Here is a 12,968-nt window from a genome sequence, read left to right as displayed (position 1 = left end):
ATGCAGGTCCATCCGCAGCGGCGCATGCCGGCCGCACTGCCGGTCGCGGGCGCGAGCGTCTGGATGGCGGGCGCCGGCAATGCCCCGCTCTGGCGCGCTTTGCTCGATCTCGGCGTGCTGCAGTCGCACGGGGGCTGGCTGCTGCTGTTCGCGCTGGCCGGGATGATGGCCGCGGCGCTGCACGCACTGCTGAGCCTGGTGGCGTGGCGGCCGGTGCTCAAGCCGGCGATCGTCGTGCTGCTGTTCGCATCGGCCCTGGGCGCGCACTTCATGTGGACCTACCACGTGGTGATCGACAGCGCGATGGCGGCCAACACCCTGCAGACCGACTGGCACGAGGTGCACGCCCTGCTCACCTCGCGGCTGGCGCTGGTGGTGCTGGCCGGCGCGGCGCTGCCCTCGTGGATGGTGTGGCGGGCGCGGATCGATCATCGTCCGTGGCGGCAGCAGGTGCTGCGCAACCTGGGCGGCGCATCGATGGCGATCGTGCTGTTCGCGGGCCTGCTCCTGCTGAGCTTCCAGCCGCTGGCGTCCACCATGCGCAACCACAAGGAGTTGCGCTACCTGATGAACCCGCTGAACACGCTCTATGCCGCTGCGCGCACGGCGGTGGGCGGCTCCCGTGCGAAGGGCGAACTGGCGCCCGCCGGCCGGGACGCGGTGCTGCTTGCCCCCGCCGGCAAGCCCCGCCTGCTGGTGCTGGTGCTCGGTGAAACGGGGCGCAGCGGCAACTTCGGCCTCAATGGCTATGCGCGCGACACCACGCCCGAACTGGGGCGGCTGCAGCCGGCCAGCTTCGGCAACGCCTGGTCCTGCGGCACCAGCACCGCGGCATCGGTCCCGTGCATGTTCTCGCCCCTGGGTCGCGAGGGCTTCCTGGCGCGCGCCCGCGACACCGAAAACCTGCTGGACGTGCTGCAGCACGCCGGCGTGGCGGTGCTCTGGGTGGACAACCAGCCGGGCGGCTGCAAGGGCGTGTGCGACCGCGTTCCCACCGTGAACACCTCGGGCCTCCACGACCCCGCGCTGTGCGCACGGCGAGTGCCATGACGAGGTGATGCTTCAAGACCTCGACCGACGCCTCGACGGGCTGTCGGCCGAGGCCCGCGGCAAGGGCGTCGTGCTGGTGATGCACCAGATGGGAAGCCACGGCCCGGACTACGCGGCGCGCACCCCCGCCGCCTTCAAGCGTTTCCTGCCGGAATGCACCAGCAGCCACCTGCCCGATTGCAGCAGCGAGGAACTGCGCAACGCCTACGACAACACCATCGCCTACACCGACCACCTGCTGGCCTCCACCATCGCCTGGCTGCAGCGGCGCGACGACTACGGCACGGCGATGCTGTACGTCGCCGACCACGGCGAATCGCTCGGCGAGAACAACCTGTACCTGCACGGCCTGCCCTATGCGCTGGCCCCCGACGTGCAGAAGCACGTGCCGTGGATCACGTGGCTGTCCTCCGGCTTCGAGCAGCAGTCCGGCCTGTCGCTGCAATGCCTGCGCGCCCACGCGCAGCAACGCGTGACCCACGACCACCTGTTCCACTCGGTGCTGGGACTGATGCAGGTGGGCACCGCCATCTATCGACGTTCGCTGGACGCGTACGCGGAGTGCGCGGTGCACTGAACGGGCCGCCGGTAAACTGCCGCCATGGACAGCATGGCAGGCGACGACCAACCCACCTGGTGGGTCGCGTGCCTGTGCGCCGCCTGGTGCGGCGTGTGCCGCGACTTCCTGCCGATGTTCACGGCGCAGGCGGGCGCGAACCCGCACATGCGCTTCGCGTGGGTGGACGTGGAGGACGAAGACGAGACCATGGGCGAGGTCGACATCGAAACATTTCCCACGCTGCTCGTTGCACGCGGTGACGAAGTGCTTTTCCTGGCGCCGATCCCGCCCCTCGCCTCGCAGTTCACGCGCCTGCTGGCGCGCCTCCAAGCTCAGCCGCGGCCTGACCCTGGCGTCGGCGTGGAGGCCAATGCCCTACTCCGTCGGCTGAAGGCCGAAGTCCTGCCCCGCGCCCTCGTTTGAAGAGGTAGGGCCGCTCCTACATCCGGCAGCTTTGCTGCCTGACGAGCGTAGTACGCACTTGCAAGCTCAATCAGACCATGGCCGGCGCAGACCGGGCATGCAGTTCCAACATTCAGTTTTGCAAGGAGATCCTCACATGGCTTCCAACAATCAGGGCAACCAGGGCGGGAAATCGAACCGCGGTTTCGCCTCCATGGACCCGCAGCGGCAGCGCGAGATTGCCAGCGAGGGCGGCCGCGCCGCCCACGAGAAGGGCACGGCGCACGAGTTCACTTCCGAAGAAGCCCGTGAAGCCGGCCGCAAGGGCGGCATGGCCCGCAGCGCCAACCGCCGCAAGGCGATGGAGTCGGGCAGCGGCAGCAGCTCGCACGCCAGCGGCAACAGCGGCATGAGCTCGCACAGCGGCAGCGGCAACAGCGGCGGCGGCTCGCACGGCAGCAACTAAGGCCGGGCAGTTTCGTGCCAGGGGCGTCCCTTGCTTGGGTGACGCCCCTTTTTGTTGCACGCTAGTAGGTCTTGTAAGGCAGGAACTTGCCGGACAGCACCACCTTGACGCGGTCCCCCTTGGGATCCGGCTCGCGCGTGATGTCCATGGAGAAGTCGATGGCGCTCATGATCCCGTCGCCGAACTCCTCGTGGATCAGCTCCTTGATCGTGCTCCCGTACACGTTGACGATCTCGTACCAGCGGTAGATCAGGGGATCGGTAGGCACCTCGGTGGGCAGCGATCCCTTGTACGGCACCACCTTCAGCCACTTCTGCTCCTCCTCCCCCAGGCCGAACACCTCGCCCAGCGCGCGCGCCTGTTCGGCGTTGGCCGTCATCTGTCCCAGGCACAGGGCGGTCGTCCACTCCTTGGACTGGCCGATGCGGCGGGCGACCTCCTCCCAGGTGATGCCTTTCGACACCTTGGCGGCGATGATCTTCTCGGTGACGTCGTTGCGGTTCATGCGGGCTCCTGCGTGGGGGCCCGGAGCGGCGCGCCCGGGCTTGCCGGGAACGCTAGCAAGGAGAGTGCCTCAGGACTCGAGCAGCTGCCACTCGCCGACCAGCCGCACGCGGGCGTCCAGGTCGTCGGGGAGGTCCTGCACCGGCAGGGCGGCCGGCGGGGGCGTTTCCGGCAGCACAGGCTCCACCTGCGCAGCCGTCGGCTGCGAGAGCGGGGTCTGGAAGAGGGCCGAGAAACGCATGTGGTTCACCTGCCCACAGTCTGGCAGGCGAACATGACAAATGCATGACCCGGAAGGATGAGGGGGAGCGACAAGCTTGGCGCGGCCGTGGCCGCATTCCAACGCCACCCCCGTGGGAACCCTCGGTCAGCGGCCGACGGCGCGCTCCAGTTCGGCCTTGGTCATCGTGGACCGGCCGGAGATGCCCTTTCGCTTCGCTTCCTCATAGAGCTGGTCGCGGGTGCGGCCGCCCTCGCCCTTGTGGGAGCGCTGGCCCCCGCGCCTGGAGGCCGGCATGTCGCGCAGCGACTGCGCGCTGGCATGCCTGGCCTCGCCGTGCTGGGCGCGCTCCTTGTTGACCGTGCGGGCGGCGATCTCCTCCGCCACCTTCTCGCTCTTGCCGCGCGACTTCAGGCCGTCCTTGATGTGGTCGTACTGGCGTTCGCGCTTGGCGCTCCACGCTTTCGGCATGGTCTGCTCCTTTCCTTGCCGTTCAGTGTTTGATGCGCCCCTGTCCTTGCGATTGGGACTGGGACTGGGACTGGCCGTTGCCGGTCTCCGAGCGGTCCGGTTCGGCCGGCGACGAGATGTCGCCCAGCGAGCTGCCCACGTCGCGTTCCTCGTTGGGGCCCTTGGCGGCGATGTCGCCCAGCGTGACGATGCCCACCAGCTTCTGGTTGGCGTCCACCACCGGCAGCCGGCGGATCTGGGCCTCGGCCATCTCGCCCAGCACCTGGTCGATGTCGTCGCCCTCCTTGGCGCAGCGCACGCTGCCGCTCATCACGTCGGCCAGCTTCATGCCCTGGACTTCGCCCTTCTGGGCCAGGCCGCGCACCACGATGTCGCGGTCGGTCACGATGCCCACCAGCTTCTCGCCGTCGCACACGGGGATCACGCCCACGTTGAGTTCGTCCATGCAGCGCGCCGCATCCACCACCGAGTCGCTCGGCTTCATGGTGCGCACGTCGCGCGTCATGACATCTGCCACCGTCGTCATTGATGTTCTCCTTGGACAGTCGAGGCCGGGCTCGCGCCGGCCCACGGTTTCCAATCTAGCGGGGCGGCTCGCGCGGCGTGTCGGCGCGCTCGCAAGCTGGCGTAGGACGGACCGGCTGGGCCGTGCCCTTCAGCGCTCGACCACGGTGGACAGCGGCAGCTGCACCAGCTCCTGCAGCAACGCGGCCAGCTGGCTGCCGGCCGCCTGCAGCACCGCCTGGCCCTTGGTGGCGGTGGCGGCCGCCGCGTTGCCTGCGGCGCCTTCGCGGTTGTAGTCCTGCATGGCCCATCCCAGCTTGGCGCTGCGGCCGTTGCCCAGGACCGGATGGCGGGCCGCCCGTTCGCGCGCGCTGGAGCCGAAGTCCCGGGCCTGCGGCATGCGCACGCGACCGGAGGCCAGTGCCAGCATCAGGGAGGTCTCCATGTCGCCGCCGTGCACGCCGAAGCGGTGTTCGTCGGCCGGGAACAGGCCGGTGACCGCGTCGCCCAGCGGCAGGTTCCACCAGCTGCAGCTGTAGACCACCAGCTGGCAGCGCATGCGCAGCTCGCGGGCCACGATGTCCATCAGGCTCACCTGGCCGCCGTGGCTGTTGAACAGCAGCAGCTTGCGCACCCCGGCCCGTGCCACGCATTCGCCCAGCGCGGTCCAGGTCGCGATCACCGTTTCGACCGGCAGCGTCAGTGTGCCGGGGAAGTCGGCGTGTTCCGGGCTGTAGCCCACCTGCTGCGTCGGCAGCACGAGGACCGGGAAGTCGGCGGGCAACTGCGGCAGCGCCTGCGCCACGATGCCGTCCACCAGGCACTGGTCCACCGCCAGCGGCAGGTGCGGGCCATGCTGCTCGGTCGCGCCCAGCGGCAGCACGGCGACCGTGCGGGCCGCATCGAGCCCAGCGAAGTCGGTGGTGGCGAGGTCGGCCCAGTAACGGGAGGGGGACGGCATGGCCGGATATTAGCCCGGCCGCGCCTCAGGACAGCGCGTGGTGCGCCGCCTTCACGATGCTCGCCGCGTCCACGCCGAAGAAGGCGCGCAGGGCCGCCCGCGTGTCGCTGCGGCCGAAGCCGTCGGTGCCCAGGGTCAGGTAGCGGCGGCCCGGCGGCACCCAGGCGCGGATGCTTTCCGGCACCGCGCGCACGTAGTCGCTGGCGGCGATCACCGGACCCTGGCCGGCCAGCTGCGAGGTCACGTAGGGGAGCGCATCGGCTTCGCCCCCATGGCGCGCTGCTCGCAGGCGATGCCGTCGCGCGCCAGCTCGCTCCAGCTGGTGACGCTGAACACCTCGCTGGGGATGCCGTCGGCCGCCAGCTGCTGCGCCGCCTTCACCACCTCGGTGAGGATCGCGCCGGAGCCCAGCAGCGTGACGCGCTGGCGTGCCGTCTCGTCGCCGTAGCGGGCGTAGCGGTAGCAGCCGCGGATCACGCCTTCGCGCGCCTCGGCAGGCAGGTCCGGCTGGGCGTAGTTCTCGTTCATCAGCGTGACGTAGTAGAAGACGTCGCGCTGCTCCACCAGCATCTCGCGCATGCCGCGGTCCACGATCACCGCCATCTCGCCGGCGAAGGCCGGGTCGTAGGCCTTGCAGTTCGGGATGGTGGCGGCGACCAGGTGGCTGCTGCCGTCCTGGTGCTGCAGGCCTTCTCCGCCCAGGGTCGTGCGGCCGGAGGTCGCACCGAGCAGGAAGCCGCGCGCGCGCTGGTCCGCCGCCGCCCAGATCGCGTCGCCCACGCGCTGGAAGCCGAACATCGAGTAGTAGATGTAGAAGGGCAGCATGGCCAAGCCATGCACGCTGTAGCTGGTGGCCGCGGCGGTCCAGCTCGCGATGGCGCCCGCTTCGCTGATGCCTTCCTCCAGGATCTGGCCGTCCAGCGCCTCGCGGTAGGAGAGCACCGAGCCGATGTCCTCCGGCTCGTAGCTCTGGCCGGCGCTGGAATAGATGCCCACCTGCTTGAACAGGTTGGCCATGCCGAAGGTGCGCGCCTCGTCGGCCACGATGGGGACGATGCGCGGCCCGAGCTGCGGGTCCTTCAGCAGCGCGCCGAGCAGGCGCACGAAGGCCATGGTGGTGGACATCTCCTTGCCCGCCGCCGCCAGCGCGAATTGGGCATAGCTGCTGGCGTCCGGCACCGGCACCACGGCGCAGGCGGTCTCGCGTTTCGGCAGGTAGCCGCCGAGCGCCTCGCGGCGCGCATGCAGATAGCGCATTTCCGCGCTGTCCTCGGCCGGCTTGTAGAAGGCCAGCTGCGTCGCCTGTTCGTCCGACAGCGGCAGGTTGAAACGGTTGCGGAATTCCAGCAGCGCGGCGTCGTCCAGCTTCTTCTGGCTGTGCGTCGTCATGCGGCCCTGGCCCGCGGCGCCCATGCCGTAGCCCTTCTTGGTGTGGGCGAGGATCACGGTCGGCTGGCCGCGGTGCCTGGCCGCGGCGTCGTAGGCGGCGTGGACCTTCACCAGGTCGTGGCCGCCGCGCTTGAGGCGGTCGATCTGTTCGTCGGTCATGCCCTGCGCGAGGCGCGCCAGCTCGTCGTCCTGGCCGAAGAAGTTGTCGCGGTTGAAGCGGCCATCCTTGGCCGCGAAGGTCTGCATCTGGCCGTCCACCGTATGCGCGAAGGCGCGCACCAGCGCGCCCGTGGTGTCGCGCGCGAACAGGCCGTCCCAGTCGCTGCCCCACAGCAGCTTGATCACGTTCCAGCCGGCGCCGCGGAACAGCTTTTCCAGTTCGTCGACGATGCGGCCATTGCCGCGCACCGGGCCGTCCAGGCGCTGCAGGTTGCAGTTCACCACCCACACCAGGTTGTCCAGCTTTTCGCGCGAGGCCAGCGTGAGTGCGCTCATGCTCTCGGGCTCGTCCATCTCGCCGTCGCCGAACACGCCCCAGACCTTGCGGCCGGTGCAGTCCACGAGTTGCCGGTGCGTGAGGTAGCGCATGAAGCGCGCGTGGTAGATCGAGCTGATCGGGCCGATGCCCATGGAGCCGGTCGGGAACTGCCAGAAGTCCGGCATCAGCCAGGGATGCGGGTAGCTGGAAAGGCCGCGCGCGCCTTGCGCCGGTGCCGTGAGCTCCTGCCGGTAATGCGCGAGGTCCTGCTCCTGCAGCCGCCCTTCGAGGAAGGCGCGGGCATAGACGCCCGGCGCGCTGTGCGGCTGGAAGAACACCAGGTCGCCACCGTGCTGCGCGTTGCGCGCGCGGAAGAAGTGGTTGAAGCCGGCCTCGAACAGGTCGGCGGCACTCGCATAGCTGGCGATGTGGCCCCCGAGCTCGCCGTAGGCGCTGTTGGCGCGCGCCACCATCGCCAGCGCGTTCCAGCGCATGATCGACGCGAGCTTCTCCTCGATCGCCAGGTCGCCGGGGAACACCGGCTGCCGGTCCACGGGCACCGTGTTCACATAGGGCGTGACCAGTTCGGGCGACCAGCCGACGGCGGGGTGCCTTCCCAGCACGGCCAGCTGGTCAAGGACGAAGCGGGCGCGCGCCGCGCCATGCGTGGCGACCAGCGCCTGGAAGGCCTCGCGCCATTCGGCGGTCTCGCCGGGGTCGATGTCGCCGGCCTGGTCGGCGAGGTAACGGGTGATGCTGTCGTCGGCCATGCTGCCACTGTAGGCGTTCCCGGCCGGCATGGGCTACCGAATGTGGGCCGCAACGGCCGAGTCACGGCATAAAATGCCGCCGAATTCACCTCCAACAGCATTCCATGCAACTCGATGCCCTCGACCTGCGCATCCTCGCCGAGCTCCAGGAAGACGGCTCCCTGAGCAACGTGGAACTGGCGCGGCGGGTGCACCTGTCGCCCTCGCCCTGCCTGGCGCGGGTGAAGGCGCTGGAAGCGGGCGGCGTGATCGAGCGTTACGTTGCCCTGGCCAGCGCCAAAAGCTGGGGGCCTGGGACTGAACGTCTTCATCAACATCAGCCTGAAGACGCAATCGAAGCAGGCTCTGGCGGAGTTCGAGCAGCGCATCGCGGAACACGACCAGGTGATGGAGTGCTACCTCATGACCGGCGACAGCGATTACCTCATCCGCGTGGCGGTCCCGGACATCGCGGCCCTGGAGCGCTTCATCCTGGAGCAGCTCACGCCCATCCCCGGCATCGAGAAGATCCGCTCGAGCTTCGCCCTCAAGCAGGTCCGCTACAAGACGGCGCTCCCGCTGCCCGTGCGGTCCTGACCGACATACGTAGTACCGGCGCGCGCCCCCGGCGCCCCGATGCTGACCGCCGCGCAGCCTGCGGGCGGCATCGCAGTAGCGAAGTCCGCCGAATCACAGGGCCCCGCGATCGCGCGACCATGTCTTCATGGAAACGCTGCACACCTTCGCTGAAACCGCCTGGCGCGAGAGCTGGAACCGAGCTTTCTGGCCGTCCCTGGCGATCACCGTCGCGGCAGCCCTGGACGGTTGCACCCGTGGCCCCTCCATCACCGCCATGGTGCTGGCCAACCTGTCCACCCTGTCGCACCTGGTCGCCTGAAGCCCTCACCGGGCCCCTGTGACGAGGCCCCTGCGCCAGGGCACGCATCAGAGTTGGCAAAAAACTTGGCTCATTCCCAGAAAAGCCAATGAAAATCATCGGTTTACAAAACCTTTGACCTTGGCAACAATCGGGGCATGTACAGCCGGCCTCACCAGTTCGAGCCCTTGCTGCCGGCCGAGGCGCGGCTGGAGCCGCTGCTGGCCAAGGCGCACGACCTGGCCCGGCAAGCCACCACCCTGGCCGGCACCCGCGTGCCTCCCGAGCTGCGCACCCTGCTGCGCAGCATGAACTCCTACTACACCAACCGCATCGAGGGCCAGCACACCCGGCCCCATGAGATCGAGGAGGCGCTGCGCCGGGACTTCTCCAGGAACGCAGACCTGGCCGCGCGCCAAAGGCTGGCCGTCGCCCACATCGAGGCCGAGACCGCGCTGGAAACGCGCTACCAGGGCGACGAAGGCGCGCTTGCCCTGTACTCCACGGAGGCCGTGCAGGACCTGCACCGCGAGCTGTTCGCGCGCCTCCCTGCCAAGGACCTGCTCACCTCCGAAGAGGAGCCCGTCGTACCCGGGCAGTTGCGCAAACGCGAGGTCCGCGTCGGTCAGCACGTGCCACCAACCCACGGCAGCCTGCCTGCCTTCCTGGAGCGATGGGGCACGTTCTACCGCGGCGTGCGGCGCGGCGAGGCAGCGCTGATCGCCCTGGCAGCCGCACACCAGCGTCTGGGATGGATCCACCCTTTCGTGGACGGCAACGGCCGCGTGATGCGGCTGCACACACACACCATGCTGAGCGCGCTGGGTTACACGGGGGACTCTGGTCGCCCTTGCGTGGTTTTGCGCGCAACACGGAGCGCTACTACGCCCTGCTGGCCGACGCAGACGCACCGCGCCGCGGCGACCTGGACGGCCGCGGGAACCTGAGCGAACAGGCCCTGGTCGACTGGATTGCCTACGTGCTCGACACCTGCCTGGACCAGGTGGACTTCATGGCGGGAATGCTCGATTTCGGGGCGATGAAGGAGCGCATCGAAGCCTGCCTGGTGTACGAGGCGAAGGCGATGAAATCCGGCGTCCGCCCGGAGGCCCTGCGACCGCTGCATTACCTTTTCCTGAGCGGCGAGGAAATCGCGCGCGGTGAGTTCAAGGCCATGCTGGGGATGGCCGAGCGCAGCGCCACCGACGCCCTGGGCGCGCTTGTGAAGAGGGGTTGCTGAAGTCGGATTCACCCCAGGGCAAGGTCCGCTTCGGGCTGCCGCAGCACGCCCTGCGCTTCCTGTTCCCACGCCTGTGGCCGGAGGCGGAGGCGGACGCGGCCTGACCTGGGCGCAAGCTGCCTGCTTGACCTCACTTGGCGAGGGTGGCTGGTGAAAGCGGGACAATGCCGGGATGACCCAAGAGCTGTTCCGCCAGGACGCCTATCTCCGCGAGACGCCCGCCACGGTCACTGCCGTCGGTGAGCAGGGCATCGTCCTGGACCGCACCGTGTTCTACCCGCTGGGCGGCGGCCAGGCCGGCGACGCCGGCGTGCTGGTGCTGGCGGACGGCACCGAGCTGCAGGTCGCCGACACCCGCAAGTGCAAGGACGCCGAGGGCAAGCCCACGGCGGAGATCGCGCACGTGCCGGCCCCGGGGCAGGAGCAGGTGCTCGCACGTCTTCATCCCGGCGACGGCGTCGTGGCCCGGATCGACTGGGACCGCCGCCACCGGCTGATGCGCTTCCACACCAGCACCCACCTGCTGTGCCACCTGGTGCCGCAAGCTGGTGAACGGCTGCTCCATCACGCCCGATTACGCGCGGCTGGACTTCAACATGACCGATCCGCTGGACAAGGAAACGCTCACCGAGGGGATCGCCCGCCTGGTGGCCGCGGCACACGCGGTCCAGATCGGCTCGATCACCGACGAGGAGCTCGATGCGAACCCGGCGCTGGTCAAGAGCATGTCCGTCCAGCCGCCGCGCGGCACCGGGCGCATCCGCACCATCCGCATCGGCGGCGAGGCCTTGGTGGACTACCAGCCCTGCGGCGGCACGCATGTTGCAAGTACCTCCGAAATAGGGGGTCGTCGTTACCAAGATCGAGAAGAAGAGCGCCACCACCCGCCGGGTGGTGCTGGGCTTTTCCTGAACGCCGGAACTTCGCCCGCCTGCCGAGCTCCACTGAAGTGATGAATTTCGCACACCTGTTCGCCGCCGCCGCCCTGGCCGCCTCCCTCCTGCCCGCCGCCGCGTCGGCGCAGGCCAAGGGGCCCGTGGTCACCACCGAGCGCGTGCGGGCCGAACTCGTGGCCCACGCCCCGGAAGGCATAGCGCCCGGCAAGCCCTTGTGGCTGGGGCTGCAGATCGCCCACCAGCCCGAGTGGCATACCTACTGGAAGAACCCGGGCGATTCCGGCCTGCCCACCACCTTCGAGTGGACGCTGCCGGCCGGCATCGAGGCCGGCGAGGTCGCCTGGCCGGTGCCCAAGAAGATCCCGGTCGGGCCGCTGGCCAACTACGGCTACGAAGGCACGGTGCTGCTGCCGGTGCCGCTGAAGGTCACGGCTGCCTGGCAGCCCTCGGTGTTCGGCGAGGCCGAGATCAAGCTCAAGTCCACCTGGCTGGTCTGCAAGAAGGAATGCATTCCCGAAGACGGCAGCTTCACGCTCAAGCTGCCCGCGCGCAGCACGACGGCCATGCATGGCGCCGCCTTCCAGGCGGCTTGGGACCAGCAGCCGCAGGCCCTCAAGTCGCCGGCGGAAGCGGTGGTCGAGGGCCAGGCGCTGCAGGTGACCGTGCGCGGCCTCCCCGCCAAGGTGGTGGGCAAGGACCTGGAGTTCTTCCCCGAAACCGGGGAAGTGATCGAGCCCGCCGGCCGCTGGACCCAGGCCTGGAAGGGCAACACCTGGACCGCGAGCGTGCCGCTGTCGCCGCATCGCTCGCAAAGCCCCTCCGTCATGCCGCTGGTGCTGGCGCTGGGCGACCAGGGCTGGCGCAGCGAGGCCAAGGTCAGCGGCACCTGGCCGGCCGCCGCCGCCCCGGTCGCGGCCGTCTCCCCGGCCCTGCAGGAGGCCTTGCGCAATGCCGCAGCGGCACCCGGCGCGCCGGCCGCCACGCCCGCCAGCACCTTGCTGGCGGCGCTGCTCGGCGCGCTGCTGGGCGGGATCATCCTGAACCTGATGCCCTGCGTGTTCCCGGTGCTGGCGATCAAGGTCGTCGGTTTCACGAAACACGCGGATGACAGGCGCGGCCACCGCATCAGCGGCCTGGCGTACACGGCCGGCGTCGTCACGTCCTTTGCTGCGCTCGGTGCCGTGATGCTGGCGCTGCGCGCGGCCGGCGAACAGCTGGGCTGGGGCTTCCAGCTGCAGTCGCCCGCCGTGGTCGCCACCCTGGCGGCGCTGTTCACGCTGATCGCGCTGAACCTGGCCGGCATGTTCGAGTTCCGCTCCATGCTCCCCAGCAGCCTGGCGACGCTGGAGGCGCGGCACCCCGTCGCCAATGCCTTCCTCACCGGCGTGCTGGCGGTGGCCGTGGCCTCGCCCTGCACCGCGCCCTTCATGGGCGCATCGCTGGGCCTGGCGATCTCGCTGCCGGCCGCGGAAGCCCTCGCGATCTTCGTCGTGCTGGGACTCGGGATGGCGCTGCCCTACCTGCTGGCCAGCTGGATCCCCGCCTTCGCCAAGCACCTGCCGCGTCCGGGCGCGTGGATGGAAACCTTCCGCCGCCTGATGGCCTTCCCCATGTTCGCCACCGTGGCCTGGCTGGTCTGGGTGCTGGGGCAGCAAAGCGGCATCGACGGCGCCGGCGCGCTGCTGGCGCTGCTGGTGGCCATGAGCATGGTCGTGTGGGCGCTGACGCTGCGCGGTCGCACGCGGGTGGCCCTCGCCTCGATCGCGGTCGCGGGCCTGCTGTTCGTCGGCTGGTCCACGGGTGCGGCGATCACGCGTGCCAGCACCGGCCCGGTGGCCGCAGCGGCCAAGGCGGACGGCTGGCAGCCCTGGGCGCCCGAACGCGTGCAGCAGCTGGTGGCCGCGGGGCAGCCGGTGTTCGTGGACTTCACGGCCGCCTGGTGCGTCACCTGCCAGTACAACAAGAAGACCACGCTCTCGCGCAGCGAGGTGATGGCTGATTTCGCCGCCGGGAAGTACACGCTGCTGCGCGCCGACTGGACGCGGCGCGACCCGGCGATCACCGCCGCCCTGGCGCAGCTGGGTCGCAACGGCGTGCCGGTGTACGTGGTGTACCGGCCGGGCCGGCCGCCGGTGGTGCTGTCCGAAGTGCTGAGCGTCGACGAAGTGCGCAGCGCGATCGCGCTCTAGTCCCCCGGTGGGC

Annotated in this window: 13 protein-coding genes and 3 pseudogenes; 10 read left to right on the top strand and 6 right to left on the bottom strand. The window is 69.7% G+C overall.

Annotation, left to right across the window (positions count from 1 at the left end):
* From HK415_RS25685 to HK415_RS21450, 4 genes are all read left to right on the top strand, one after another.
* Complete coding sequence (locus HK415_RS25685; protein ID WP_253261982.1) at nucleotides 1-1,050, top strand: phosphoethanolamine transferase; 1,050 nt, start codon at nucleotides 1-3, stop codon at nucleotides 1,048-1,050.
* 7 nt (nucleotides 1,051-1,057) lie between these two features.
* Nucleotides 1,058-1,627: a phosphoethanolamine transferase gene (locus HK415_RS25680; protein ID WP_253261981.1), complete on the top strand. Its 570-nt coding sequence runs from the start codon at nucleotides 1,058-1,060 to the stop codon at nucleotides 1,625-1,627.
* A gap of 24 nt (nucleotides 1,628-1,651) precedes the next feature.
* Complete coding sequence (locus tag HK415_RS21455) at nucleotides 1,652-2,032, top strand: thioredoxin family protein (RefSeq protein ID WP_171562767.1); 381 nt, start codon at nucleotides 1,652-1,654, stop codon at nucleotides 2,030-2,032.
* 136 nt (nucleotides 2,033-2,168) lie between these two features.
* Entirely contained in the window at nucleotides 2,169-2,477 is a 309-nt protein-coding gene (locus HK415_RS21450; RefSeq protein WP_171562765.1) for a KGG domain-containing protein, read from the top strand.
* A 61-nt stretch (nucleotides 2,478-2,538) separates the two neighbouring features.
* Here HK415_RS21450 and cynS read toward each other — a convergent pair whose 3' ends face one another.
* The 6 genes and pseudogenes from cynS to mdeB form a co-directional block, all read right to left on the bottom strand.
* The gene (gene cynS / locus HK415_RS21445) at nucleotides 2,539-2,982 is read right to left on the bottom strand and encodes a cyanase (RefSeq protein ID WP_171562763.1); all 444 of its coding nucleotides are present in this window, start codon (nucleotides 2,980-2,982) and stop codon (nucleotides 2,539-2,541) included.
* A 69-nt stretch (nucleotides 2,983-3,051) separates the two neighbouring features.
* Complete coding sequence (locus tag HK415_RS21440) at nucleotides 3,052-3,222, bottom strand: hypothetical protein (RefSeq protein ID WP_171562761.1); 171 nt, start codon at nucleotides 3,220-3,222, stop codon at nucleotides 3,052-3,054.
* Between the two features lie 126 nt (nucleotides 3,223-3,348).
* Entirely contained in the window at nucleotides 3,349-3,672 is a 324-nt protein-coding gene (locus HK415_RS21435) for a plasmid stabilization protein (RefSeq protein ID WP_171562759.1), read from the bottom strand.
* Between the two features lie 22 nt (nucleotides 3,673-3,694).
* Complete coding sequence (locus HK415_RS21430; RefSeq protein WP_171562758.1) at nucleotides 3,695-4,198, bottom strand: CBS domain-containing protein; 504 nt, start codon at nucleotides 4,196-4,198, stop codon at nucleotides 3,695-3,697.
* 129 nt (nucleotides 4,199-4,327) lie between these two features.
* Nucleotides 4,328-5,137 (bottom strand): creatininase family protein, encoded by an 810-nt coding sequence (locus HK415_RS21425; RefSeq protein WP_171562756.1) that lies wholly within the window; start codon nucleotides 5,135-5,137, stop codon nucleotides 4,328-4,330.
* Nucleotides 5,138-5,162: 25 nt separating this feature from the next.
* Nucleotides 5,163-7,774: pseudogene (gene mdeB / locus HK415_RS21420) on the bottom strand (alpha-ketoglutarate dehydrogenase).
* Between the two features lie 104 nt (nucleotides 7,775-7,878).
* Between mdeB and HK415_RS21415 the strand changes: the two are divergent.
* From HK415_RS21415 to HK415_RS21395, 6 genes and pseudogenes are all read left to right on the top strand, one after another.
* Nucleotides 7,879-8,350: pseudogene (locus HK415_RS21415) on the top strand (Lrp/AsnC family transcriptional regulator).
* A 127-nt stretch (nucleotides 8,351-8,477) separates the two neighbouring features.
* Nucleotides 8,478-8,651, top strand: a complete 174-nt coding sequence (locus HK415_RS21410; RefSeq protein WP_171562754.1) for a hypothetical protein — start codon at nucleotides 8,478-8,480, stop codon at nucleotides 8,649-8,651.
* A 167-nt stretch (nucleotides 8,652-8,818) separates the two neighbouring features.
* Nucleotides 8,819-9,577, top strand: a complete 759-nt coding sequence (locus HK415_RS26675; protein WP_309246784.1) for a Fic family protein — start codon at nucleotides 8,819-8,821, stop codon at nucleotides 9,575-9,577.
* Between the two features lie 32 nt (nucleotides 9,578-9,609).
* Nucleotides 9,610-9,870, top strand: a complete 261-nt coding sequence (locus HK415_RS26670) for a hypothetical protein (protein ID WP_309246783.1) — start codon at nucleotides 9,610-9,612, stop codon at nucleotides 9,868-9,870.
* A gap of 172 nt (nucleotides 9,871-10,042) precedes the next feature.
* Nucleotides 10,043-10,782, top strand: a pseudogene (locus tag HK415_RS21400) (alanyl-tRNA editing protein).
* Between the two features lie 40 nt (nucleotides 10,783-10,822).
* A complete protein-coding gene (locus tag HK415_RS21395) occupies nucleotides 10,823-12,955 on the top strand; it encodes a protein-disulfide reductase DsbD family protein (RefSeq protein ID WP_171562752.1) in 2,133 nt (710 codons plus the stop codon).
* Nucleotides 12,956-12,968 lie beyond the last annotated feature (13 nt).

Source organism: Ramlibacter montanisoli, from assembly GCF_013087525.1.
Classification (GTDB): domain Bacteria; phylum Pseudomonadota; class Gammaproteobacteria; order Burkholderiales; family Burkholderiaceae_C; genus Ramlibacter; species Ramlibacter montanisoli.
The sequence above is the reverse complement of the archived record's forward strand: the minus strand, read 5'-3'. Positions and strand labels throughout refer to the sequence as shown.

Excerpts from the sequence above, each read along its gene's own strand:
- HK415_RS25685 (WP_253261982.1), top strand. The coding sequence starts at position 1 with ATGCAGGTCCATCCGCAGCGGCGCATGCCGGCCGCACTGCCGGTCGCG.
- HK415_RS21410 (WP_171562754.1), top strand. The coding sequence starts at position 8,478 with ATGGAAACGCTGCACACCTTCGCTGAAACCGCCTGGCGCGAGAGCTGG.
- HK415_RS21455 (WP_171562767.1), top strand. The coding sequence starts at position 1,652 with ATGGACAGCATGGCAGGCGACGACCAACCCACCTGGTGGGTCGCGTGC.
- HK415_RS21395 (WP_171562752.1), top strand. The coding sequence starts at position 10,823 with ATGAATTTCGCACACCTGTTCGCCGCCGCCGCCCTGGCCGCCTCCCTC.
- cynS (WP_171562763.1), bottom strand. The coding sequence starts at position 2,982 with ATGAACCGCAACGACGTCACCGAGAAGATCATCGCCGCCAAGGTGTCG.
- HK415_RS21425 (WP_171562756.1), bottom strand. The coding sequence starts at position 5,137 with ATGCCGTCCCCCTCCCGTTACTGGGCCGACCTCGCCACCACCGACTTC.
- HK415_RS21450 (WP_171562765.1), top strand. The coding sequence starts at position 2,169 with ATGGCTTCCAACAATCAGGGCAACCAGGGCGGGAAATCGAACCGCGGT.
- HK415_RS21430 (WP_171562758.1), bottom strand. The coding sequence starts at position 4,198 with ATGACGACGGTGGCAGATGTCATGACGCGCGACGTGCGCACCATGAAG.
- HK415_RS25680 (WP_253261981.1), top strand. The coding sequence starts at position 1,058 with ATGCTTCAAGACCTCGACCGACGCCTCGACGGGCTGTCGGCCGAGGCC.
- HK415_RS21440 (WP_171562761.1), bottom strand. The coding sequence starts at position 3,222 with ATGCGTTTCTCGGCCCTCTTCCAGACCCCGCTCTCGCAGCCGACGGCT.
- HK415_RS21435 (WP_171562759.1), bottom strand. The coding sequence starts at position 3,672 with ATGCCGAAAGCGTGGAGCGCCAAGCGCGAACGCCAGTACGACCACATC.